The 23,925-nt window shown below is 72.4% G+C and carries 11 protein-coding genes; all 11 read right to left on the bottom strand.

Going from position 1 to position 23,925, the window contains the following annotated elements; genetic code table 11:
• Positions 1-44: 44 nt before the first annotated feature.
• The 11 genes from BS75_RS31215 to BS75_RS45000 all read right to left on the bottom strand — a co-directional run bounded on the left by BS75_RS31215 (position 45) and on the right by BS75_RS45000 (position 23,925).
• Positions 45-926 carry a hypothetical protein gene (locus BS75_RS31215; RefSeq protein ID WP_034090643.1) on the bottom strand — a complete coding sequence of 294 codons (882 nt, stop codon included), beginning with the start codon at positions 924-926 and terminating at the stop codon, positions 45-47.
• 495 nt (positions 927-1,421) lie between these two features.
• Positions 1,422-12,038 (bottom strand): WXG100-like domain-containing protein, encoded by a 10,617-nt coding sequence (locus tag BS75_RS31210; RefSeq protein ID WP_034090642.1) that lies wholly within the window; start codon positions 12,036-12,038, stop codon positions 1,422-1,424.
• A complete protein-coding gene (locus BS75_RS31205; protein WP_152646126.1) occupies positions 12,035-12,412 on the bottom strand; it encodes a WXG100 family type VII secretion target in 378 nt (125 codons plus the stop codon). The genes BS75_RS31210 and BS75_RS31205 overlap by 4 nt, the downstream gene beginning before the upstream one ends.
• Before the next feature lie 57 nt (positions 12,413-12,469).
• Positions 12,470-12,913, bottom strand: coding sequence for a YbaB/EbfC family nucleoid-associated protein (locus BS75_RS31200; RefSeq protein ID WP_034090640.1), 444 nt, complete (start codon positions 12,911-12,913; stop codon positions 12,470-12,472).
• A gap of 45 nt (positions 12,914-12,958) precedes the next feature.
• Entirely contained in the window at positions 12,959-15,898 is a 2,940-nt protein-coding gene (locus BS75_RS45005; RefSeq protein WP_052069827.1) for a WXG100 family type VII secretion target, read from the bottom strand.
• A gap of 113 nt (positions 15,899-16,011) precedes the next feature.
• On the bottom strand, positions 16,012-16,527 hold the full coding sequence (locus tag BS75_RS31190) for a hypothetical protein (protein WP_042439905.1): 516 nt from the start codon (positions 16,525-16,527) through the stop codon (positions 16,012-16,014).
• A gap of 45 nt (positions 16,528-16,572) precedes the next feature.
• Positions 16,573-16,860 (bottom strand): WXG100 family type VII secretion target, encoded by a 288-nt coding sequence (locus BS75_RS31185; RefSeq protein WP_034090638.1) that lies wholly within the window; start codon positions 16,858-16,860, stop codon positions 16,573-16,575.
• A 61-nt stretch (positions 16,861-16,921) separates the two neighbouring features.
• Positions 16,922-17,266 carry a WXG100 family type VII secretion target gene (locus BS75_RS31180; RefSeq protein WP_042439904.1) on the bottom strand — a complete coding sequence of 115 codons (345 nt, stop codon included), beginning with the start codon at positions 17,264-17,266 and terminating at the stop codon, positions 16,922-16,924.
• A 91-nt stretch (positions 17,267-17,357) separates the two neighbouring features.
• Positions 17,358-20,633 (bottom strand): right-handed parallel beta-helix repeat-containing protein, encoded by a 3,276-nt coding sequence (locus tag BS75_RS31175; RefSeq protein WP_052069826.1) that lies wholly within the window; start codon positions 20,631-20,633, stop codon positions 17,358-17,360.
• Positions 20,630-21,403, bottom strand: a complete 774-nt coding sequence (locus BS75_RS48665) for a hypothetical protein (protein WP_156164306.1) — start codon at positions 21,401-21,403, stop codon at positions 20,630-20,632. Before BS75_RS48665 ends, BS75_RS31175 begins: the two co-directional genes overlap by 4 nt.
• On the bottom strand, positions 21,307-23,925 hold the full coding sequence (locus BS75_RS45000; RefSeq protein WP_156164305.1) for a hypothetical protein: 2,619 nt from the start codon (positions 23,923-23,925) through the stop codon (positions 21,307-21,309). Before BS75_RS45000 ends, BS75_RS48665 begins: the two co-directional genes overlap by 97 nt.

Below are 23,925 nucleotides of genomic sequence, written 5' to 3'. Positions count from 1 at the left end.
TTCCTTGGACCGCCGGAGGCCGAGGCCCCCGCGCGGTGGCCGGCTCAGCCGAGGGTCTCCGTGGCCTTGTTCAGCGTGGCCGACTTGGTCGCCGAGAGGTGGCTGAAGAGGTTGGCAGTGACCTTCCGGCCCGCGCCGACGGTCCACAGGTCCGGGACTCCGTCATTGTTGATGTCAGCGGCCTGAAGGGTGATGGTTGCGCCGGTGTTCCAGCGGGTGGCGACCGGGTAGGCGTCGTAGGTGAGCGTACCGGTGCTGGTGTTGGCCGCGAGGTTCTCCCAAAGGTCCAGTGCTCCGGTGGACTTCTTCCACAGGAACATCGCGGTGCTGGTGCCGCCGCCGGTGGTCGGCAACTGGGTGGCGGCAATGGTCCAGTTGTTCCAGTCAGCTGTTCCGTCGGGCGTGTTGACGGTCAGTGTGACGGGATACCCATAGGTTCCGGGAGCGCCCGCGCTGTAGAGGTCGAGACCGTACCCGTTGGCGCTGTCCCCCAGGATGCCGAGCAGGTCCGGGAGGCCAGTGTTCTTTCCGGAGGTGTTGCCACCGTTGACGACCTGAGTGGGGTTGTCGCCGTTGAAGTTCGAGAGCGAGCCCTCCGAAAGAACGGGCGCACCGCCGGGGGTAAGCGCGGAGGCGTTGCCATTGCCGCGCAGAATCTCACCGGATCCAGCGTGAATGCCGGCCGGGTAGTAGAGCAGGACGTCCTGGTTGGTGCCGGCGGTAAAGCGTCCGGTGATGACGGTGGCCCCGTCAAAGTCGGACGGCGAGCCCGTGGAGCTGAACCCGTTGCCGTTGATGCCGATGTCGATCGGCGACACCGCCACGTGCCCGTTGCCCGCGCCCTGTGCCAGCCACAGGCCCGAGGGAAGGCCGTTCTGTGCGCCGATGGTGACCAGGTACCGGTATACCGTCGCCGGTGAGGTCACCGTCGGTGAGGTCGGGCGAGGTCGTGGCGGACACGCCTTGAGTGGAGCTGGAGGCCTGCCCCTGCGTCGTCGCCGATGCTGCGATGGGCTGGATGGCGCCGGCGACGGCCATCAGCACGCTGAGCGCAACCATGGTCGCGAGGGCTCGCCTGGTGCTCGGCAGATAGGAAGAGGACGAATTCACGAAGCTGCCAACTTTCGTACTGAGGGCCAGTAGGCCGTGGTCAGCGATCACGATACGCGCGATCATCCCAGGTCACCCTCGAATTACGAGGCCTCATAACAGCTGGCCAGAGACCGCGTAGCCCATTTTGCTGACATTTGCCCAAGCCGCCCCCTTTGTGTACTGACGCCGTCAACTCCAGATGATGCTTGCCGATCGAGCTATCACCCTGGCAGGGGGATTGTTCAGTGAGCGACTCCGATCCGCGATCGGCGTTTTCGCTGAGTGACGGCTGTGGAAGCCGGATGCTGTGGCGACCGAGGGGACCCAACTCAGACAGCGTCCTCGGTTGTATCCGGGGACGGGGGTAGCGGTGGTAGCTCGACGTTGATGGTGACGCGGTCGGGGCTGGGCGTGCGCGGCGGTGGTGTCGAGGTGGACGGGGGTGGCTGGCTGCCGCGTGAGCGGACGATCACGTTGATGTCGTCGGCCGCGACGGGCGGGCCCCCGCCGGTCGCGGTCTGCAGGTCCGTCAGGTGGGTGCTGAGGGCGCTGGTGAACGACTCGGCCACGGACTGGGCCCGGCTCCGGCCCAGCTGCATCGACCGGCCGAAGTGCGGTAGGCCGTTCTGCTCGACGACGGCGTGGCCCTCGATGACGACGTCGGGTGTGTCTCCACCGCTGCGGACGCTCTGCACGCTCGATACGGCGACCTGCGCGGCCGCCGTGCGGATCGACGCGAGCTGATCCTCAGTCAGATCGGTGGATCCCTCCTCGAATTCCACCTCCTGGTGCACGACCTGGTCGACCACCGGGGCGGATTCGTGTGGGGAGGGGATCACCAGTTGGTCGAGCACGTCGTCGTGGCCGAGGTGCGTTGCCGGTGGCGGGGCGTGATGCGAGGTGGGCGAGGCAGGCCCGCTGTGGGAGGCCGGCGGCCCCCACTCCCCCGGGCCGCCATAGCCGACCGGAGAGCTCGGGGCCGTGTGCGCGAGGGTGATGAACTGCGGGGTCGGTGACAACTCCGGGCTGTCGGTGAGACTTTCCGAGCGATGGGTGGGGGTGACCGGCGGCGTGACCTGGTGCGGCTGGTTCACCGGGGCCAGGGGCTGGACCAACGGCGTGGGGACGGTCGGAGCGGATGACGGTTCGACGGGTTCGACGGGCTCGACGGGTTCGACAGGGCTCTGATCGTCAGTGGTCCGGGTGGGCGGCGCGGTGTGGGTGGTCAGGGTTGTCGTGCCGGTGTTGGTGGTCACCGGGGGCAGCGGCGGGGTGACGGCATCGTGCAGCGGATCACGGGCCGGCGTCGGGACGGGCTCGGGGATGTCTGCCTGATGGGTCGCCGGAACGTCGGTCGATGTGGAGGTGCTCTCCTGGCTCGTCGTCCCGGTGACGGTGTCGGTCTTGACGATCTCCGGAGGCAGCTTCGGCGTCACCGGCCGGTCAACCGGCCGGTTCGCCGGGACACTGGTCGACGTCGAAGTGGTCCCACGGTTCGGCGTCTCGGTGACGGCTTGGATGCGGGGAGGCGTGGCCAGGGGCTGGCTGCTGTACATCGGCTCCTTGCCCTTGCCGGTGTAGGGCATGTCCTCCATCTCGTACGAGGACTCGCCCTGGTTCTCGGGCAGTGGATCGAGCGTCGGCCGGTGGGGTGGTACCGGCCGCTGGTACGGGCGGCCGGACACGGCCACGCGGTTGCCGTTCTGCTGCGGCCGCTGGCGGGCGGTGCTGGTGCTGGGCGTGCTGGTGCTGGGCGTGCTGGTGCTGGGCCTGCTGGTGGTCGGCTTCGGCACCGTCGGTGCGTCGGTCGTGGTGCTCCGGCTCGCTGTACGGGGCCGGACAATGGCGTCGTAGTGGTTGAACCCGTTGTGGAGTACCGAGATCTCATGCCCGTTCTCCGGACCGACGGCATTCAAATGCCTCAGGCCCTCGGCATCCTGTTGGTCCCGGTAGATGGCCAGCCGGATGCCCAGGGCATGGGCGGCCAGCGACGGGAAGGCGTCGGCCTGGTCGGTCGACCAGGTGTTGTTCCAACGCTCCGCGAGCCTGCGGAGAGCCACCCGGTCGTCTTCGGTGAGAGGCCGCGACCGCACGACCCGGTCGACCAGTTGGTTGTGCGGGAGGGACCGCAGCCCCTCGCGGAACCACCCCTCCGTCAGGCCTGGGTGGGAGTCCGTCGCCACGATCCGGTTGATCAGCTCCCTGTCGCTCAGACCGTCGATCCCCTCGGAATCGTTCCTGTGCAGGCGCACGGACGCCTGGATCTCCGCCGGCAGTTCCCTGACCGGCGTGCGGTCGAGATAGTCGAGGACCACTGCCCGTAGCCGCTGGGCCGGGGGCGTCGCAGCGGTGCTCAGATTGTTGTAGCCGTCCCTGGTCTCGACCCAGTCGCGGTCGCTGACGTGGATCGAGTTGAGAAGGCAGAAGCCATCCCCTGCTACGCCCTGGGACCAGCTCCGGTCCACGTATCTGTCGACGGGGGCGAAGGAGTGGGGCGACGCCTCGTGCGACCCACCGGCAGGCCCCTTCCCTGCGGGCACCTCCCCTGCGGGCACCTTCGGGGACGAGGGCACCGGCTTGACCGAACTCGGCTTCGGGCCCGCGCTCGAATCCTGAACAGTGCTCGTGGCCCGACTCTCGGCGTCCGTCGAGATGTCCGTGCCGTGCGTGGAGTTCACGACGGCAGTGTCATGTGTGGTGACCGTAACGTCAGCGGCAGACGGCGGCTTGACCGAACTCGACGTCGTACCCACGCTCGAATCCGGAACAGTACCCGTGGTCGAAGGGTCCGTGCCGTGCGTGGAGTTCACGACGGCAGTGTCATGTGTGGTGACCGTAACGTCAGCGGCAGACAGCGGCTTGACCGAACTCGACGTCGTACCCACGCTCGAATCCGGAACAGTGCCCGTGGTCGAAGGGTCCGTGTCGCGCGTGGAGTTCACGACGGCAGTGTCATGCGTGGTGACCGTAACATCAGCGGCAGACAGCGGCTTGACCGAACTCGACGTCGTCACCGCACTCGAATCCGGAACAGTACCCGTGGTCGAGGGGTCCGTGCCGTGCGTGGAGTTCACGACGGCGCTGCCGTGCGTGGTGGCCGTAACGCCGGCGGCGGGCGCCGGGGTACGGACCAGGGGGACGGGGGTGCCATCGCGGCCCGCCGGGGTGAAGCGGAGGTAGTGGTCGCTGCTCACCAGGCCGGAGGTCGTCTCGTGTTCCGGGATGTCGATGGTGACCGGGACGATGCCCTTCTCCTGGACCTGTCGGTCACCGTCCCGGAAGGTCAGGGTCACCTCGGCGTGGCCGGTGAAGCGGGCCATCGGGGTGTTGAACTTCGCACTCGCGATCACCCGGCCGCCCTCGTCGGAGGTGAAGCCGGTGCGGCCCCGGTGCTGGATGCCGGCGGTCCCGAGGGTGGTCGCCTCGGCCGTGCCGGCGTCGGCCTGGAAGCCGAGTTGGGCCTGGCCGCTCCAGGTGCTCCAGTCCAGCGCGGTGTGACGCACCGCTCCGCCGGTCTCGTTGGACGGGGCAAGCTCGACCTTGGAGTCGCTGGTCTGGTACTCCAGGCTGACCAGCTTCACCGACGCTGCCACCTGGGTCTTGGACGCCGGGAACTGGTGTCCGGGCGTGGGCGTGCTCAGGTCGTTGCCCCGGGTCGCGGCGTTGAAGTCGGCGGACAGCTGGCTGTGGCCGACGGTCCGGCGGCTCAGGTCGTTCATCCGGGCCCAGGTCCGCGCGCCGAAGAACTTGGGGCCACGTACCCGCAGGATGTCCTGGATGCCGGAGCTGTCGCCGACCCAGCGGGTGACGTCGATGTCGCGCAGACCGCCGTCCCAGACCCGTGACGGCGGCACCCGGACCGGGACGTCCGTCGGCGGCGTGTGGTCCCCCGTGACCACGACGCCGCCCGGGGCGCGGACGGTCGGCTGCGGTCCGGCCGGAGCCGGCCGGGCGACGAACTCGGTCGGCTGGTCCCCGGTCGTCGGGCGCGCCTCCGAGCGCTGGAGGGTGGCCTCGAAGCCGATCTCGGTCACTGCGGACGTCCGCTTCGGGGTGCCGAGGCGGCGGATGGAGCGGATCACGCTGCTGTGGTCGCCGTACACCACGCTGCTCACCTGGCGGGAGAAGTTCCTTCCCAGGTCCCCGAGTTGCTTGCCGGTCGCAGCGGCCGAGGCCGAGAAGCGGTCCTGCAGCGGGGCGTCGGGCGGCAGTACCCGCACCGGCTGCGGGGCGCGTCCGTCCCCGCCGAAGCCCTGCGCGCCCGCGCCCAGCCGGTCCTTGAAGGCCTGGGACATCGGCTCCGGCACGATCCGGTCCTTGCCGCCGATGCCCACCAGCGGCTTGCGGGTCATCGTGAAGCGCAGCTGGGCCTGGCCGGTCGCGGTGATCCCTTCCAGCTTGGTCTTGGTCGCCATGCCGGTGGACGCCGAGTCGGCCATGGCCCGGGTGTCGTCGTGGCCCCACCCGTGGCTGCCGCCGCCGCCCGCGACCAGGGCGACGCCGTCGGGAAACGGGTTGGTCGTGGCCAGCGCCGAGGCCGCGACGGTGTGGCTCCGGCTGCCGTTGGCCCCGCTGTCGTCGTCCTCCGCGCGGGCGTAGGACCGCTGGTTTCCGGTGCCGATGTTGAACTCGGTCTGCGCGGTCTCGCCGGTCTGCTTCAGCCGGTCCACGGACGAGCTGATCCGGACCTCGCTGCGACCGTGCTGGATGACGATCTCGTCGCCGGACATCATCGGCTTCAGCATCGGCAGCAGCTTGTCGCCGTCCAGTGCGGCGATGATCTTCTGCCGGATGCCCGGCCAGTCGCCGCCGAGGGCGCTTCGTCCGGTGGCGGACACCTGGTCCACCGTCACCTCCAACGGCGTCCGGCCGTCGGTGGCGGCGTGCACCGGGAAGACGTTGGTGACGATGTCCGAGGAGCCCAGCCGCTGGGTGGACTCGATCCGGCTCGGCACGGCGGTCGGCCTGGCCACCGGCTTGACCGTGGTGGCGCCCGGCGCGGGTGCGTCGCGCAGCGGCACGGCGACGGTGGTGTGGTCGAGGGTCACCGTGGTGGGGCCGCCCTCCAGCGTGCTGAGCCCCTTCTTCAGGTCGAAGTCCACGGTGAAGTCGACGTCCCCGGTGAACAGGCCCGCCGGCTCGGTGGTCTTGCCACGGCTCGCGGTGGAGCCCGCCTGATCGGCCGTCAGGCTGCGCGCGGAGTCGAGGGTCCGGGTGTAGGACGCGCTGATCTGGGTGTGCGGAACCTTGACCTTGACCGGGATGCCGAAGATATTGCGGTCGCGGTGGTCGCGCGAGATGCCGGTGGTGGTCCGGTACTGGCTGCCCAGCTCGAACTCGAAGCTGTCGACGGTCTCCTGGTGAGTGAAGTTGCGCAGCCGCGCCCGGACCGTGATCGTGCCGCGCAGGCCCGGCACGCCGCCCGTGTCCACCTTCACCGTGATGGCGCCGCCGCGCGACAGCTGGGACAGCCGCCCCTTGAGCGCGAACGGGTCCAGGTCCTGCCGCAGTTGCATGTGCAGGTCGTCCGGGAGCTTGCCGCCGAAGCGCTGGACGATGGTGCGCTCCACCTCGTGCAGCAGCCTGGTGTCGTTCGGACCGAGGCTGTGCAGGACGTCCGAGGCACCCATCCGGCCGTTGACCCGGATCCGGTCCGGCGCGGTGTGGGTCGTCGGCGGCGGTGTCCGCGCGGCGAAGGGCGCGGGAGGCCCAGCGGCGGGGGTGACCGCGGCGGTGGTGGGCGCGTTCGGGTCGTGCGGCTGCGCCGGATCGGCGGGATCGGTGCCGGTGGCGCCGCCGTGCGCGGTGGTCCCGGTACCACCAGTGGTACCGGTGGTGGCGTTGTGGGCGGCGGTGGCGGGGTGGGCGGTCGCCGCTACGGGCGTCGGGTTCGGGCGGGTGAAGACGGCCGGGCCCTCCGATTGCAGCTGGTGCGCGAGGGTGTCCCGGGAGTCCAGGCTGAACTCCGCGTCCATCGGCACCGTCGCGTCCACGCTGTCGTCGCCCCGGCTGAGCCTCAGGTCGATCTCGACCTTGGACCGGAAGATGGCCTGCGGCTGGTTGTACTTGCCGTTCGCATAGACCTTGCCGTTCGCGCCGGAGCGCCAGCCGATGCGGTTGCGCCGCTGGTGGCTGTAGGAGCCCTGGATGTCCATCACATCGCCGCCGCCGTGGTCCAGGTCCACCTCGCCGCCGCCCGTCCCGGTACCGGCGTGGTTCTTCGAGAACACCGTGCGGTCGGACTCGAAGGTACTGCTCTCCTGGACCGGGTTGAGCTCGCTCTTCGCCTCGTTCCGCCGGTACTCCATCTCGACGACCCGCGCGGTCGCCGACACCTTGATCCCGTGCTTGAGCAGCGCCGACTTCAGCTCGGGCGTCTCCAGGGTCAGTCCGCGCGTCATCGAGGTGAGGTGCGAGGCGAGCATGGTGTGACTGAAGGTGTCGAAGACGTCCTCGCGGATGTCCTCCCAGTCGCTGCCCAGCTGCTGCCGACCGATCCGGTCCAGCTCGTTGTGGAGGGCGGTGACGTCGCCCAGGTCTCGCGTGGTGACGGTGTCGCCCAGGCCGGTCGGCCCGTCGCTCCGTCGGCTCCCCCCCGGGCCGGTCGACCGACCGCCGGTGCCGCGTGCCCCCGTCGCGGCTCCGCCGGGGCGTGCAGCGGTGGGGCGTGCAGCGGTGGGGCGCGGGGCGGTGGGGCGCGGGGCGCCGAAGACGTGGTCGGGCGGGGCGGCGACCGTGCTGCCGGCCGCCCAGGTCTTGCGGGCCGGCTCGGGGTTCGGACTGGTGGCGAGGTCCCGGGCCTCCTTCTGCTCGACCAGGGTGGTGAAGTCGACGTGCGAGGTCGGCTGCCCCTGCCGGATCACCCGATTGCCGAACATCTGCTTGAAGTCCAGGTGGAGGGTGCTCTCGCCGTCGAAGACCGCCCCCGGGGCCTTGAGCTTGGTGGTGACCGTCACCTCCTTGGTCGCGCCCGACAGGCTCACCGCGTCCCTGCCGCGCTGCTCGGAGGCGGTGCCGCCGAACAGTCCCGGCAGCCACTTGGTGCCGTTGCCGGTGGTCGAGAACTGCAGCAGATGGCTCCGGGTGCGCTGACCGGTCTCGGAGCGGATCACCCCGGTACCGACGTTGAACTCGGTCGTCTCGGTGTTGCCCGAGTGCTGCATGGTCCGCACGGAGGCGTGGATCTCCACCACGTTCCGGATGCCGGCGGCGCCGGGGACCTCGATCCGGATCCGGTCGCCGGACATCAATCCCTTGAGCCGGTACTGGAGTTCCCCGAGGTCGAGGTCGGAGCCCAGTTGCTTCCGGACGGACGGCCAGCCGGAGCCGAAGACCCGGCGGCCCTCCTGGTCGACGTCGGACAGCACCGAGTCGACCCCCCGGGTGGTGATCGGACCGCCCGGGGTGGCACGCCGGTCGGCCGAGACGTCGAGGACGATGTCCGAGCCGCCGATCCGGTGGCTGTCCACGATCCGCTGCGGCGGCGCGAACCGCTTGGCCGGCGGCGTGGCCACACCGGTCGCATCCGAGGTGTCCCGCTTGGGGACGGCCACCGTGGCGCCGATGTCCATCGAGTGCGAACTGCCGTCCGGGCCCATCTCGAAGTGCGATCCGTGGCGGGTGACGTCGGAGAAGTCGAGGGTCAGCCGAAAGCCCGCCCCGAAGAGCGAGCCCGCCTCGGTGGTCTTGCCGCGCGCGATGGTGCGCCCACCGCCGGTCCGCAGGTTGCCCGTCATCCGGTCGTAGGTGTAGGTCGGCGGGATCGTCAGGTCGCCGCCGTGGTGCGCGAACTTGAACTTGGTCGACAGCCCGCCGAAGAACCGCCAGCGGCTGTCGCCGGTCCGGCCGAGGACGATCTGCTGCTCGGTCCCGCCCTCGAACTCGATGTTCTTCTTCGTATCGGCGAGGTAGAGGTGCTCGTCCACCTCCACCTTCATGGTGACCTTGCCGGACCACCCCTTGGCCTTGAACGGCGCGGAGACGACGTCGCCGCGCGACAGCGAGGACAGCCGGGGCTTGACGTTGGCGTCGCCGAAGAAGTGGCCGGCGATGGTCTGCCCCGCCCGGTCGTCGCCGAGGGCGTTGCCGAAGAGGTCCCCGATTCGGCGGACCACGGCGTCGTCCCCGCCGTGCAGGCTGACCACCAGGTCCGAGGCGCCCAGGTGCCGGTCCTGGGTGATGCGGACCGGCGGCCGGCGCACGCTGCCCGGAGGCGGGGGGTCGTGCGGCGCGAAGGCGGGGTCGTGGAGATGGTGCGTGGCCCAGATCGGTTCGGGCGGCGTGTGCGTGGCCACGGGCACGCGCACAACGGGGTCGGTGGGATCCGTGGTGTGTGTGGGATCCGTAGTGTGCGTGGGAGCGACGGTGGGCGTGGTCGCCGTCGTATCGGTGGCGGTGGTGGCGTGCTGGACAACGGGTGTCGGTGGGACGGTGGGCTCGGTCGGCTTGACGACCGGTTCGACGGGCTTGACGACGGGCTTGTCCACCGGCTCCGTGGTGGCGGTGTGCTGGTCGACGGGATCGACGGGTGGCTCATCGACCTTGGTGGGGGCGGAGGTCGACGTCTGCGTGGTGGTGGTCGGAGCCTCGTGCTCGGCCGACGCGGTCCTGTCCGTGACAGGGGGCGGATCGGTGACCGTCGTGACGGTGACGGCCTCGGTCGACGGCTTGGGGTCGACCGGAGTGACCGACTCGGTCACCTGCTCGGTCGGCTCCACGGACGACTGCTCGGACGAGTGGGTGACCGGGGGGACCGGGGCAGCCCTGGTCGGCTTCGGTGGTATCCCCTGGCCGGTGACCGGGGTGGTGGCGGGCTGGATCGCCGAGGACTCGGACTCCTTGGGGAGTGCGGTCTCGGTCTGCGGGGTGACGGTGCTGTCGGACTCGGTCGTCGGCAGCGGATCGTTGTCGACCACGTGCGTGTCCGGGGGCGTGGTGGAGGACGAGGCCTCCCGCAGCGGCGTGCCGCCTCCCGGCGTCGCCGACGAGTCGGTGGTCAGCGGGTGTTGCGGAGAACTCGGCGACGTGGCGTTGGTCGGCGGCGTGGTCTTCGGCAGCGGGGTCGTCGGCAGCGGGGTCGTCGACTGCTCTTCGACGACGGGCGGCTCGCTGTGGTTGGTGGTGACGTCCGAAACCGTCGACTCGTGCGTCTGGACAACCGGAGGCACGGCCTCGGTCGCGGTCGTCGTCGTGGACGTGGACGTGGGCACATGCGGGGTCGACTCGGTCGTCACCGTCGTCGGTGGCGTCTCCGTGTGGACGACTGGTTCCGTGGACGAGGTCGGGGCGGAGGTCAGGTTCGAGTTCGACCGAGTCTGATCGCCGCCGGTGAGGACCGGCTGCCCCTGGTTCGTCGACGGCTGACTCGTGGACTGGTTCGGTGCCGGGGACTCGGTGACGGTGTGCGTCGGCTGTGGCGTCACGCCTTGGACGGGCAGGGCCGTCTCGGGCGGACTCTGGTGCTCGACCGTCGGGCCCGGGAGGCCCTGCCCCGTGGCGACGGAGGTGGGCGGCGTGGACGTCGACTCCGTCGGCAGGTTGCTCGGCAGGGACGACTGCGACTCCACCGGTTCCGGCTGCTGTTCCACGTCGGAGCCACCAACCTGCTGGTGGACGGGCGTCGGCGTGGAAACCGTCTGCTGGACCGGCGAGCTCGAAACCGTCTCGTTCCCGTCGACAGTGGAGTTGTGGGCTTCGCTGATCGGGGCCGGCTGTCCCGTGCTGCTCACTGTCTGAGTCTGCGTCACGGTCTGGGTCGGGGTCCCGGTCTCGGTCTGCACGTGGCCCGTGCCCTCGGCGTTGCCGGTGCCCTCGGTACTGGTGACAGTTCGGGCGGGAGCCGAGACCGACGACGTGCTGACGGCGGGCACGGTCGACACCGCGCCCGCGCCGTGCTCGACGGTGTCCGACTCGTCGTCGGCGACGTCGGTGCGGGCCGGGTCGGAGACGGTGCTGGAGTCGTTGCTGGAGGCACTGTCGGAGAACGTGTCGGGGAAGTCCTCCGGGGCGTCGCTGTGCAGCAGGCTGCCGCCGATGTCCTGGGCCGCAGGGGACCGGACGTCGCCGAGGTCGGGCAGCTTCAGGTCCAGGTCCGGCTCGTCCGGCAGGTGCAGGTCGAGGTCGTCGACCTCGGTGTCGTCGCCCCCGCCGAAGCGGCGCTTTCCGCCGCCGCCCCCGGTGACCGCTCCGACGATGCCCGCGCTCAGCGACGCGCCGAAGTCGCCGTTGCCGCCGAAGATTCCGTCCATGGCGACCGTGCTGACGACTCCGGTCACGCCGCCGATCGCGGCCTTTCCCAGCAGCGAGCCGGCGAACTTGGGGACGAACGCCTCACCCGCGCCCGAGAAGACCCCGCCGATCGCCCCGCCGATCGCCCCGCTCTCCAGTGCCGACAGGGTGTTCTGCAGGCTCCACTGGGTGCGGTCGCCCTTGAGCATCTGAATGCTCTGAATCACCACGTCCATGCCGACCATGAAAGCGATGCCGCTGACGATGGACGTGAACAGCCGGCGCAGGATCAGCTGCACGATCAGCCGCGCCGAGGTGACCGCGACCGGGACCGCCTCCGGGGCCCAGAACATCAACTGCACGATCTCGGCTGCCAACCAGACGAGTTGGGCCAGGATCATGTACTTCGCATACTCGATCTGCACCCCGGTGTTGCGCGCCGAATCACCCAACTGTCCCGAAGTCTGGGACATGGCCGGGATGTTGGACTGCAACTGCTGGACGAATGACTCGAACTGGTCGGCGACGGAGCCGCCCAGGTTCGACAGCACGCCGCTCGTCGCCGGGTCGATGGAGCTGGTGACGTTCGCCAACTGCTGTGCGGCATCGTTCCAGGCGTCGCCCAGCGCCAGCATCTTGTCCTCGTCGCCCTGCGGCCAGTTCTGGCCGACGGCGAGTTTGGCGACCCAGTCCAGCTCGGGGGGCAGATTGATGCTCACTCGTGTTCGTACCCCCGGCCGGGCCCGTCCGGGTCGTCGGGGCCGCTGTTGTCGCCGGGCTGCAACTGCCGGACGGCGAAGACGTTCTCGTCCTCCAGCTGCTGGTACTGGGTCGCCATCGTCTTGATGCCGTCGGCCGTGCTGTCCAGCACGTCGCCGGTACCGCTCACTCCCTCCAGGATCTGGTCCCGGGGGGTGGCGTACTGGTTGTAGAACTGCTGGCCGGTGTCGTCGTCGCCCCAGCAGTCCCCCAACTCCTCGATCCGCGCCTGGAGACCGGTTCCGATGCCCCGGACCTGTTCGGCCAACTCCTGCATGTAGGGGATCTGGTTGTGCAGGCCGTCGGTGTTCACCGAGAACGAATTACTGGGCAAGGCAACCTCCTTGGACGGATGCGGCAAGGGAAGGGGATGGGGATGGGGCGCGACGCGTCACCGCGAGGTGCCGCGCGGGCCGTCGGGGCGGCCGCTGTCGATGTAGTCGCGGACCGAGTCGGGCATGGCGGGTGTCTCCGGGAGCAGCACGGTCGGGTCGGCCTTGCCCTGCAGCAGGTCGGCCGGGCTGACTCCGGACGGCAGGCCGAGCTCGGTCAGCTCGGCCACCTGCTCCATCGCCTTCTCGCGGGCCTGGGCGATGACGGCGAGCATCGCGTCCGCCAGCTCCTTCGGCGCCATCCGGCGGTAGGCCCCGGTCGGGAACTCGATCGCCGTCACGTCGCCCTGGGCGCCGACCGTCACCTTCACGGTCTGCCGTGGGGCCGTCGCGGTTCCGGTCACCTCGTTGATCCGGCGCCGGGTCTCGGCCACCTCGGCGCGCTGCTGCTGATAGAGCGCGAGGAGGTCCTCGATGCCCTGGTCGTACGGTGTGCTGCTCATCCGGCCGCGTTCCCTTTCGCGTGTTCGAGTGTCTGGACGGTGCCGTCAGAAGGCGGCGCGGTCGTCCGCCCCGCTCGTGCTTCCCCAGGTGTCGCCGTCCTGGACCAGCAGGTCGGCGATGCTGCGGCCGGCTCCGGCCTCCTCCGGCTCCTCCTCGTCCGCCGCCGGTTCCTCCTCCAACTCCTCGAAGGAGCCCGCCGCGCAGGACAGCGGCGCGCCGCCCGGGAAGGCCGATCCGGCTGCGCCCGAACTCCCGGGCAGCGGAGTGCGGTTGGGCCGCCAGGTCGCCCAGGCCGGGGCGTCCTCGTCCGGCTCGGTGCGGAGTGCGGCACCGGCGGTGGTCGCGGCCGAGCCGTACTCGGACCAGGTCTCGTCCTCCTCCGTGCCGTAGCCGGTGACCTTGACCTCGCGCTCGTCCTCGCCGGTCAGGCCCCAGAGCAGGGGTACGAGGGCCTCACCGGCCAGGTCCCAGCCGGAGGTCTCGTCGTGCTCGCCACCGCTCTCCTGGACGATCACCGCCACCCGGTCGTCGGGGAGCAGCGCGGTCTCCTCCTCGTCCGGGAGGACCTCCGGTCCGGTGGTGGTCCCGACGGGGGTCGCCGCGACGGCCGCCTGCAGCAGGAGTACCTCGCCCAACGCGGCCTCGGCGGCGGCCGGCTCGGAGCCGGGGTGGTCGGTGCTGTTGACCGCCTCCGCACCGTCGGGGGCGTCGATCTCGCCGCTCCAGGCGTCGTCGTCGGTGTCCAGGAGGCCGGAGGCATCGCTGCGCTCGGCCCCGGCTTCGGCGGCGGTACCGCCGGCGGCTCCGGTGCCGGGCAGGAACGGCATCCCGCCGTCCTCGGCGGAGGGTTCGGCCGTGGCCGCCGTCCCGCCTTCCGGGAAGGCGAGTCCCACGCCTCCGGTCTCCGCGCCCAGCGGCGAGCCGGCCTCCTCGCCCGCCTCCGGCCCGCCGGTCCACGGCTCGCCGTTGCTGTCCAGCAGGCCCGAGGCATCGCTGCGCTCGCCGGCCGCGCCCGCGCCCGGTGCGCCCGAACCGCCCGTGCCCGGGAGGTACGGCATCCCGTCACCGGCCTCCTCGGCGCCCTCGGCGCCGGTCGCCGTCGGCAGCCCGCCCTCGCTCTCGCCCTCGCCCTCGCCCTCCAGCGGAAGACCGAGCCCTTCGCCGCCCGAGTCCGCGCCCAGCGGCGAGCCGACCTCGTCGCCCGCGTCCGGGGAGCCGGTCCACGGCTCGCCCTCGTTGTCGAGCAGGCCGGAGGCGTCGCTGCGCTCGCCACCCGCGCCCGCGCCCGACGCACCCGAGCCACCCATGCCGGGCATGTACGGCATCCCGTCACCGGCAGCGCCGTCGCCGGCCGCACCGTCGGCGGTGTCCGTCCCGCCGGGGAAGGCGGTGCCGCTCTCGCCCAGCGGGAGTCCGCCCAGTCCTTCGCCGCCGGCGTCCGTGCCCAGCGGCGAGCCGACCTCGTCGCCGGTGTCGGGCGACCCGGTCCAGGGCTCGCCGTTGCTGTCGAGCAGGCCGGAGGCGTCGCTGCGCTCACCGCCCGCACCAGCACCGGAGGCACCCGAGCCGCCCATGCCGGGCATGTACGGCATCCCGCCGTCGGCACCGCTGCCGGCGGTGTCGGTCCCACCGGGGAAGGCCGAGCCCGATACGCCCTCGGGCAGGCCGGACTCGGTCGACAGCCCGCCGGGGAAGGCGGCCGGGTCGCCGAGGCCACTGCCCAGGCCGGCGCCGAGGCCGTCACCCGCGCCCAGCCCGTCACCGGCGCCGAGCCCGTCGTCCGCGCCCAGGCTGCCCACGCCGCCGGTGCCCGTGCTGCCGGGGAAGTCGGCGGGCAGGGTGTCCGACCAGGTGCCAGGGTCGGCCGCGAGCTCGTCACCGAGCGGCAGGCTGCCGGTCCCGCCGGTTCCGGTGCCGCCGTTGAAGCCGCTGGGGGTGATCCCGCCCAGCGGGAGTCCGCCGTCGTCCAGGCCGCCGAGTCCGCCGTCGGAGCCGACGCCCGTCCCGCCGGGGAAGGCCGCAGGGTCGTCGAGCGCGGCGTCCGAGGGGTTGAGGGCCCGGTCCAGGGCGGCCGGGTCGAGGCCGGTGGGGCTGAGGCCGGCCGGGTCCAGGGCGTCCGCCGAGTCCAGTTCGGCCGGGCTCAGCGGGTCGCCGGACCCGTCCGTCGAATCGCTGAGCGGGAAGGGGGAGGCAGCGGTCTCGGGCGACAGGCCGGCGTCGGTCAGGGCGCCCTGGTCCAGCAGGGCCGGGTCGTCGGCCGAGTCCGGGTCGTTCGGGTCGTTGGTGTCGGCGGGGTTGTTGTCCCCGGGCGAGGTGATCGGCTCCGGTGAACGGACGGCGTCGATGGTGACCTGGTACTCACCGGCCAGGCTCTTGAGGACGGCCCGCATGTCGTCCGTCATCATCTGCACCAGCTGCGGCTTCTGACTGATCGGGATCAGCCCGTTGCTCATGGGCTGGACGCCCATCAGGGTCGCCTGGTTCGCGTACCAGGTGTCGATCTCGGAGATCTTCGTCTGGGCGTTCTGCAGGTTCACCGCGTTGTCCGCGAGCTGCTGCGGGACGGAGTGGGTGCCCGAGCCGCCGGAGAGCACGTTGGCGGCGGCGGTGACCTGCTTGGAGAAGGTGTTGATCATGTCGACGAAGGAGTCCGCCGCATCGCCCGTCCACGGCCCGTTGGGCCCCGCCAGCGCGGCGGCCTGGTCCGACAGGCTCTGCGCGATCATGCTCAGGGTCTCCTGGACCGAGTAGAAGGCGTTGGCGGCGGTCTGCAGCGAGTTGGGGTCGGACACCGACTCGGCATGGGACTGGTTGCTGCTGTTGTCCACGCCCGCGGACATGCCGTTGATCGCGGCCTCGATCTGCTTCCAGTCCCAGGTGTCGTAGTCGGAGACGGAACCCGGATCGGAGCCGGGGTCGCCGAAGACAGTGCCGTCGCCCCCCTGGTTGAACCCGTTGCTGTTGTAGTCCGTACCGCTACTCATGACCCGCCCCCACTCTCGTTGTCGCCTACCGCGCCTGCGGCGGGCGCCGGCCACCGACCGCGCCCCGGGTACGGGCGCGGCCGGTGGCCGGCAGCCCGGCCGTTCGGCTCCGCTCAGGTGCCGCTCGGCCCCGAACTGCTGCCGCCGGTACCGCCGGCGTCGGTCATCATCGTGCTGAAGTCGCCCTGGGAGAGATCCATGGCGGTCTGCAGATCGGTGGCCGTCATGGTGTTGGCGTCCTCGATCGTCCGGTACTTCTGGCTGAGCTGCCGGACCCCGTCACGGAGGTCGCCGAGACCCTGCCCCAGGTCCGAGAGGACCTTGATGTACTGCTCCTTCAGTCCGTCGTCGGCGTTGGGGCCGTTGACGGAGGTGCGCATCTTGTTGGCGTGGTAGAACGCCCCCGGCTCCACGTCGACGTCCCCGAGCGTGGTGGACGCGGTGTTGGTGGGGGCGATCAGCAGGTCGATGTTGTCGGCGAAGGTGTCCATCGACGGCGTGTCGACCGAGGTACCCGGACTGCCGGAGCCGGACGAGGAGGGAACCCTCGGCGGCGTGACCGGGTTCGGGTTCTCAAAGGTGCCCTGACCGGCGGGCAGCGTCGTGCCGCCGCCGTAGGACTGTGCCACATGCGGCGGTTTCTTGGGCGGTACGTAGACGGCAGGCATGGCGCATCAGCCCCAGAGCTGAACGCCTTGGCGCTCACCGTTGGAGTAGTACTCGTTGATGCTGCCGAGCAGCTGGGTCGCGGTGGCGGCCTTCTCGGTCATGTCGGCGGCGGCCGAGTCCCACTGCGCCTTGACGACGGCGTAGGTCTGCTGGGCGTCGCTGCTCCACTCCTGGAGGTTGATCTTCGACTGGGAGTCGAGCTCGGCCAGGGTCTGGTTGATCCGCTGGGTGATGGAGTTCATCTCGCCGACGATGTAGTCGACCTGCTCCATCTGCACGGTGTAGGTGGTCATGCCGGTGGCTCCTTCGTGGGGTTCAGCACGCTGTGGGTCCCAGCGCGGTGGGGTCGGTGGGTCAGGAGGGGAAGCCGGCCAGGCCGCCGACGTTGCCCGAACCGATGGCCTGCGCGACCTGGTTGGCCGTCTGCTGGGTGTTCTCGTGGGTGTTCGCGTACACGTTGGTGTTGGCGGACAGCTTCTCCAGCATGGTCCGCAGCGCCTGGTTGACCGTGTTGAAGTCCTCCAGCCACTGGCCCATGGCCTGGGTGTAGACCCGGGCGGCGTCGCCGGTCCAGTTGGCCTGCAGTCCCTCGATCTGGCCGTCCATCTGCGCGTAGGAGCTGGTCGCCTCGTCCAGGGCACTCTGGAAGCTGCTCTGGGCGGCGGTCATTCCCTGCAGTTCGACTGACGTCAGAGCCATGTCGTTTCCCTTCGTCGCTGGCCGGCCGGGGGCCGGCCGTCGTCCGGGAGGCGGCGTCTCCGCCTCCCGTCGGGTGGACCGCCGACCGGAGTCATGACCGCACCAGCGGTGCGGACTCCGGGCGGTGGACTGGTGCGACCCCCGGCGGGGGGCCGGACGCCGGACGCGCGCCGTCCGGCACGGTCGCGGAGGTCGGCGGGCGCGGCAGGTCGGCGGCGGTGACGGTGCGCGAGCGGGCCGTGGCGGCGATCCGCTCCGCGATCCGGTGCACCGCGAACGCCCCGCCCTGCGGCTGGTGTTCGGCGAAGTCGGCGGCCAGCGCGGCAGCCGCGTCCTCGGCCAGCCGGAAACCGAAGGAGCGTAGTTGACGATCAGTCAGCAGCACTGCCTGCTCGGCGGTGTAGTCGGCCAGCTCGACGTAGTCCGCGAACGCGGCCGCCAGATCGGCGTTCTCGCCCAGCAGTTCCATCACCTCCGGCCCGCTGCCGGCCAGCACCAGTGCCGCGCCGTGCGGACGCTCGGACAGCCGCGCCAGCGCGTCCAGGACGGCGCTCCGCTGGGCCGCGCTGCGGCCGGCGAATCCTGCGTCCAACTCGGCGAACAGCAGCCCGCCTTCGCACTGCTCCAGTACCGAGGCCAGCCGGAACAGCGGCTGTTCGGCCCAGCGCACCGGCACCGTCGACAGCGGAACCCGTCGCACCGCACCGGTGGACAGCAGCCCGAGCTCGGCCAGACAGCGGCCGTAGACCTGCGCGAGCGCCCGCCGACCGCTGCCCTGCGCGCCCTGGAGGACGACGTTGGCCAGCCCCTCGGTCGGCTCGCCGGCCTGTCGCATCCGGGCCAGGCTCTCCAGTCGGGTCCGCAGCGTCCGCCGGGCGTCGTCGAGGCCCGTCATCGCCGCCAGGGCGCGCAGCCCGGGCAGCTCGGCCTGCCGCTTCTCCTCGGCGGCGGCGTCAACGGGCGAGACCGCCGCACCCTCCGACGGGGCGACCGTGAGCACGTCGTCCCCGGTCAGCGTGGACAGGTCGCTGTCGTCCAGCGGCGGTCCGGCCGCCAGCCGGGAGGCCTGCTTGCTGATCATCTCCTCGAAGATCTGCCGGGCGACCCGCCCGTTGCCGAAGGTGGCCCCCTTCGGCACCTCCTCGAAGTACCGGCTCAGCGCCGCCAGCGCGCTGTCGGAGAGCTGGTAGTAGTGCTTGGCGCAGAGCCCCCGGACGATGGTGACCAGCTCGTCCGGGCTGTAGTTGGGGAAGGCGACGGTACGGGAGAAGCGGGACGCCATACCGGGGTTGGAGGCGAGGAACTGGTCCATCTGCGCGGAGTACCCGGCCACGATCACGACGATCTCGTCCCGGTGGTCCTCCATCAGCTTCATCAGCGACTCGACCGCCTCCTGGCCGAAGTCCGGGCCGTTCCCCCGCGACTGGTTGGTCAGGGTGTAGGCCTCGTCGATGAACAGCACCCCGCCGAGGGCCTTGTTGAAGACCTCGGTGGTCTTGATGGCGGTGCCGCCGATGATCTGGGCCACCAGGTCGGCGCGGGCGACCTCGACGATATGGCCCTTGCTGAGGATCCCCAGCTCGGCCAGGACCGCGCCGTAGAGCCGGGCGACGGTGGTCTTGCCGGTGCCGGGCGGACCGGCGAAGACCAGGTGGCGGCTCATCGGCGGCATCGGCAGACCCATCTCCTGCCGCCGCTGGGTGATCTTGTTGAGGTTGATCAGCCCGGTGACCTCGCGCTTCACGCTCTCCAGTCCGACCAGCGCCTCCAGGTCCGCCAGCGGGCCGGTGCCCGAGTGCGCCGGGGGGACGGCGGCCGGGGCCGCCGCCGGTGCGGCGGCCGAGCCGTCGGACCGCTGCTCTCCGCCGGTCTCCAACCGCTCGACCGAGAGCCGACTGTCGGCCTTGAGCTGGTGCACTGACCGGCCGCCGTTGTCGCGGACCTCGCAGTCGTGCACCCGCACCGGCTCGTCGGTGTTGCAGCGCACGCCGTCACCGGCGTTGTCGAAGACCGTGCAGTTGTCCAACTCGGCCCGCGAGGAGGCCTGCACGTTCACCCCGTGCCGCCGGGCACCGCTGATCCGGCAGCCGACCGCGAGCAGTGCGCCCCCGCCGCCCACCCGGATGCCGTCGGTGTCCGAGCCGGTGAACTCGCTCTCCTTGGCCGTCAGTTCGGACTCGGCGCCGACCACGACGGCGCAGCCCTGCACCGTGCTGGAGGCCAACTCGGCCCGGGCGCCGCCGTCCAGCGCCAGCCCGGTGCCGCCGTCGGCGGTCAGCCGCACCCCGGTGAGCTGCGCGCCCGCGCGGTCGGCCAGTTCGATGCCACTGCCCGGCGCGGCCAGGGCGATCGCCGACCGACGGAGGTTCACTCCGGCCGCGCCGGAGGCCCGGACGGCGGCCGTGGTCGCGCCCCGCACGGTCAGTCCGGAACAGTCGGCCTCGCTGCCCTCCTCCACCAGCAGACCGACCGGGGTGTCGGCGATCGTGCAGTCCTCCAGCCGTGCCCGGGACCCGGCCGCCAGTTGCACCCCGCTGCCGGCCGCCCCGGTGATGGTGCACCCGCGCAGCAGCGGAGCGGCCCCGCCGCCGACATGGACCGAGCCGCCGCCCGAGCCCGCGAACGAGCAGTCGGTGAGCGAGGTCTCGCCCCGGCTGGTCAGATAGGCGTCCAGGACGGTGCTGCCGGTGACGGTGACCCGGCGCAGGTCCGCCCGGCCCTGCTGCTCGACCGCGACGGCCGGCTTGCCGCTGCCGTCGATCCGGCAGGACTCCACCAGGGCCGTGCCCTGGCCGTTGACGCAGATCCCGTTGCCGCGCGTGCCCTCGAAGGAGCAGTCGCGCACGGTGAGCCGTCCCTGCTCGGCGACGACCACCGCCGACGAGCCGACCTGGGTGATCTCGCAGCGCTCGACCACGTTGGCGCCGCCGGAGGTGACCACGATCCCCGCGCCCTGGCTGTTGGTCACCCGGCAGCCGCGCAGCGCCAGCACCCCGTCCTGGCGGGCGAGCACCGCCGCCCACGCCTCGCCGGAGACGCCGCAGCCGTCCAGCGCGGCCTGGCCGCGCCGGACGTCCAGCACCGGCGCCTCCCGGTCGGCGCCGGACAGGTGCAGTCCGGAGAGCTGCACCGCCTCGGCGTTGAGCACCAGCGTGCTGCCGGAGGCGGAGTGGATCCGCACGCCGCCGCCCGCGCCGCCGACGTCCTCGGCGGCCAGGGTGACCGGGACCGCGATCACCAGCGCCTCCCGGTACTGGCCGGCGGCCACGGTGATCAGTGCGCCCTCGACGGCGTCGGCCAGGGCCGCACCGATGGTGCGGTAGGCCCCCGCCCGCTCCGGGGACACCAGCAGGACTTGGCGGCTCACGACTTCACTCCCTCGGTAGGCGCGAGGAGCAGTCCGGGCGGAGCGGCGACCGGGGCGGCCGTCTCTTCCGCCGCGCGCGGACCGTCGTCCAGGACGGGCGAGGCGATGGACCGTTCCAGGCTCTCCAGCGCGATCTCGTCCAGCGGCACCCGCTGGACGTCGACCCGGCCGTCCTCGGCGATCTCCGAGGCGGAGAGCTCGCGGAGCAGCACGAGCGGCCGGTCCCCCTCGTCGCCCGCCGCGCGCAGCACCTTGAAGGCGGTGCCGGGCAGGAACAGCACCCGGTCCGGGACGGAGGGGTCGAGCAGGTTGGTCCGACGGGCCGTCATCGACCAGATCAGGAAGTCGGTGCCGCCCTGGGGCGCGGGGTGGGCCTCGGTCCGGGCGGTGCAGAAGCCCCACTCGGTGACCAGCCGCCCCTCCCGGTACCAGGCCCGCTCGGCCGGAGCGATCCGGGCCCGCAGCAGGGCCGTCCCCCGGAAGGACGGCAGTCGGCGCAGCCCGGACGCCACGCAGCGGGCCAGCGGGACGTGCGAGCCGACGGTGGCTCCGCGCACGGCGGCGTCCACGGCGGCGCTCTCCCCGGAGAGGTAGAGCCGGACCGCGACCAGGTCGGTGAGCGCGTCGGCGGCGACGGCGCGGGAGATGCCGCGCAGTCCGGGCGACTCCGACATCACCCGGGAGACGGTCCCGGCGATCGCGTTGTACTGGGAGCTGAAGGTGCGCCGGACCCATTCGCGCTCCTTGTCGATCCCGCGCGCCGGGGGCACGGCGCAGGCCGCGCCCTTGGGCACCGGCTGCACCCGCACCGCGCCGGCGCGGGCGGCCGGGGCGGGCGCGGCGGCGGGGGTGACGCCGGGCGTGGCGGCAGGCGTGGCGGCAGGGTCGGCGGACGGTGGCCCGGGGGTCGGGGCGGGCTCCGGCGCGGGGGCGTCGGACTCCATCCGGATGCTGGGGATGCCGAGGGAGGCCAATGGCGGCAGCGGCGCGGGCGCCGGCGCAGGCGCGACGACGGGCGGCGCCGACGGGGTGGGCGACGTCTCGCCGGACGCGCCGGACTCAGGGGGCGCGGGTGTGCTGTCCGGGGTCGGCGGCGGCGTTCCACCGCCGATGCCCGTGCCGGGAACCGGACTGAGGACCGTAACAGGGACCGAAACAGGGACCGGACCAGGGACCGGCCCCGGGACCGGGTCGGGCGCCGGACCCGGCGCGGTCGGCGGTTCGGCCCCGATGGCGAGCATCGCGCGCGGGACCAGGGTCGGCGTCGGCCCGGTCGACCCGGCGGGCGGCGGTGCCGCCTGCAACGCCGAGACGGGCAGCGGCGGCGCGGCCGGCCGGGGCGTGGCCGGGGCACCGGCGACGCCGCCGGGAACGGCCCGGGCAGCGGGAACGGCGCGGGCGCCGGGAACGGCGCGGGTGCCGGGAACGGCGCGGGCGGCGGGACGGGGCGGGCGGGCTCCGCACGGGGTGGTTCCGGCTGCGGCGTCCGGGGGCCGGAGACCGGTCGCTCCTCCTCGGTCCGCTCCGGAACGGCAGCCGGTGCGGGCGGCCCGGCCACGGCCACGCCGGGGCCCGGTGCGCCCGCTGCGACAGCGGGCTCCTCGGTCCGGGCGGACTCGCTCCGGCCGGACTCGGTCCGGGCGCGCTCCTGCGGTTCCGGCGCGGACCAGGTGGGCGGCAGCGGCTCCGGCCCGGCGGTCAGCGTCGGCAGCGACGGAGCCGCCTCCTGCCGCCGCGCCGTCCCGGCAGCGGTCTGCCCGATCGGGCTGTCGTCCGTCGCGGGGTACGCCGCCGTCCGGCCCGACTGCGCCTCGACGACCGTTCCCAACTGCTGTTCCGATGCCTCCTCCGGCGGAGTCACCGCGACCGGCGTCACCGCGACCGGTGCCGCCGGCACGGTCCGCGTCGCGGGGGTGGACCACACCGCCTCGTGCGCGGGGCGACGGTACGCGGCTCGCGCCGCCAGCACCGTCTTCCAGCTGTCGGCGGTCGGCTCCGGCAGCGACCAGCCCTCCTCGTCGCCGACGGTGGCGGCGAGGCCGGAGGCGTCCGCGGCCGCGATCCGGAAGGCGCCGCGGCTGAGCGGGTCGAGCCGCCAGAGCAGGTCCTGGGCCAGGGCGTGCATCCGCTCCGCGCCCTGCGGGCTGCTCCGGTCGTAGAGGATCACCGGCCGCCCCGGACCGGCCGGCAGCCGTCGGACGTCGTCGCCGTTGGCCGGCTCGGCCGCCGGGCGGATCCACAGTCCGCACTGGAGGACCTCCAGCACGGCGTCGGCGGTGTACTCGTACAGCCCCGGGCCGAGGACCGGGACGCCGGGCAGCGGGACGCGGAGGCCGGCCAGCAGCGGCGGGCGCGGCTCGGCGCCCTCGGCCGTGGGCGCGTAGACCAGTTCGGAGGCGAAGGGCAGCCAGCCGGGCGAGCCGTCCTCCCGCAGTCCGCGCACCACGGCCGAGCCGGGCGCTCCGCCCTCCTCGGTCAGCATGCCCGCGTAGAGGACCACTTGCTGCTGGACCGCGTCGGCGAGCTCCTGTCCCAGCGAGACGCTGCCCTCGGGCAGCAGCACCGGACCGAAGTGGACGAAGCGCACCCAGGAGCGCGCGGTGTGCAGCAGCGTGCCCCAGAGCCGGACCACGTCGGCCAGCGGCACCGCCGGGCCGCCCGGGCTGCCGAGGACCACGGTGAGGATGTTCGGGTGGCTCGGCACGCTGTCGACCAGCCGCCGCCAGCCGCTGACCGGCTCCCGGGGGTGGGCGCTGCGCACCCAGACGCCGCTGGGCACCGCCTCGACCACGCCGTGGGGGCTGGTCTCCCAGGGGCGGTCCAGGGTGGAGAACTCCCACATCGGCTTGGGGAACCGGGGCGAGTCGCGCTCCGGCGGGCGGCCCGGGCGCAGCCGCAGCCAGCCGGAGCCGTGGTCGGCCGGGATGAAGAGGCCGCCGCCGGCGGTGGGCAGCACCTCGCCGTCGGGGGCCAGCACCAGCCGGTCGAGCCGGTCGGCGATCTGCTGTCCGGCGGCGCGGGCCTGCTGCGGGGTGGCCCGGCCGAAGACCAGCCGGAGGCTGCCGGGGTGGGGCGCGAGCAGCCGGGCGATCCGCTCCCCCGCGTCGTCCAGGGCGCCGAAGGGCAGGTCGACGACGACCAGGGTGTGCTGGTGGTCGGCGGCCAGCCCGGCGGCGAAGGCCAGGGCCTGCGGGTCGGGACCGCCCTTGGGGTGGATCAGCAGCGCGTTCCCGGCCGGGCGGCAGCGCAGCGGCGCGCCTGCGGTCCGCTCCGGCCTGACTCCGATGGCCAT

It is taken from the genome of Streptacidiphilus albus JL83 (assembly GCF_000744705.1).
In the GTDB taxonomy this organism is placed as follows: Bacteria; Actinomycetota; Actinomycetes; order Streptomycetales; family Streptomycetaceae; genus Streptacidiphilus; species Streptacidiphilus albus.
Note: the sequence above shows the minus strand (reverse complement) of the source record. Positions and strands in the feature narration are given on the sequence as shown.

Excerpts from the sequence above, each read along its gene's own strand:
- BS75_RS31200 (WP_034090640.1), bottom strand. The coding sequence starts at position 12,913 with ATGAGCAGCACACCGTACGACCAGGGCATCGAGGACCTCCTCGCGCTC.
- BS75_RS45005 (WP_052069827.1), bottom strand. The coding sequence starts at position 15,898 with ATGAGTAGCGGTACGGACTACAACAGCAACGGGTTCAACCAGGGGGGC.
- BS75_RS31185 (WP_034090638.1), bottom strand. The coding sequence starts at position 16,860 with ATGACCACCTACACCGTGCAGATGGAGCAGGTCGACTACATCGTCGGC.
- BS75_RS31180 (WP_042439904.1), bottom strand. The coding sequence starts at position 17,266 with ATGGCTCTGACGTCAGTCGAACTGCAGGGAATGACCGCCGCCCAGAGC.
- BS75_RS45000 (WP_156164305.1), bottom strand. The coding sequence starts at position 23,925 with ATGGCCATCGGAGTCAGGCCGGAGCGGACCGCAGGCGCGCCGCTGCGC.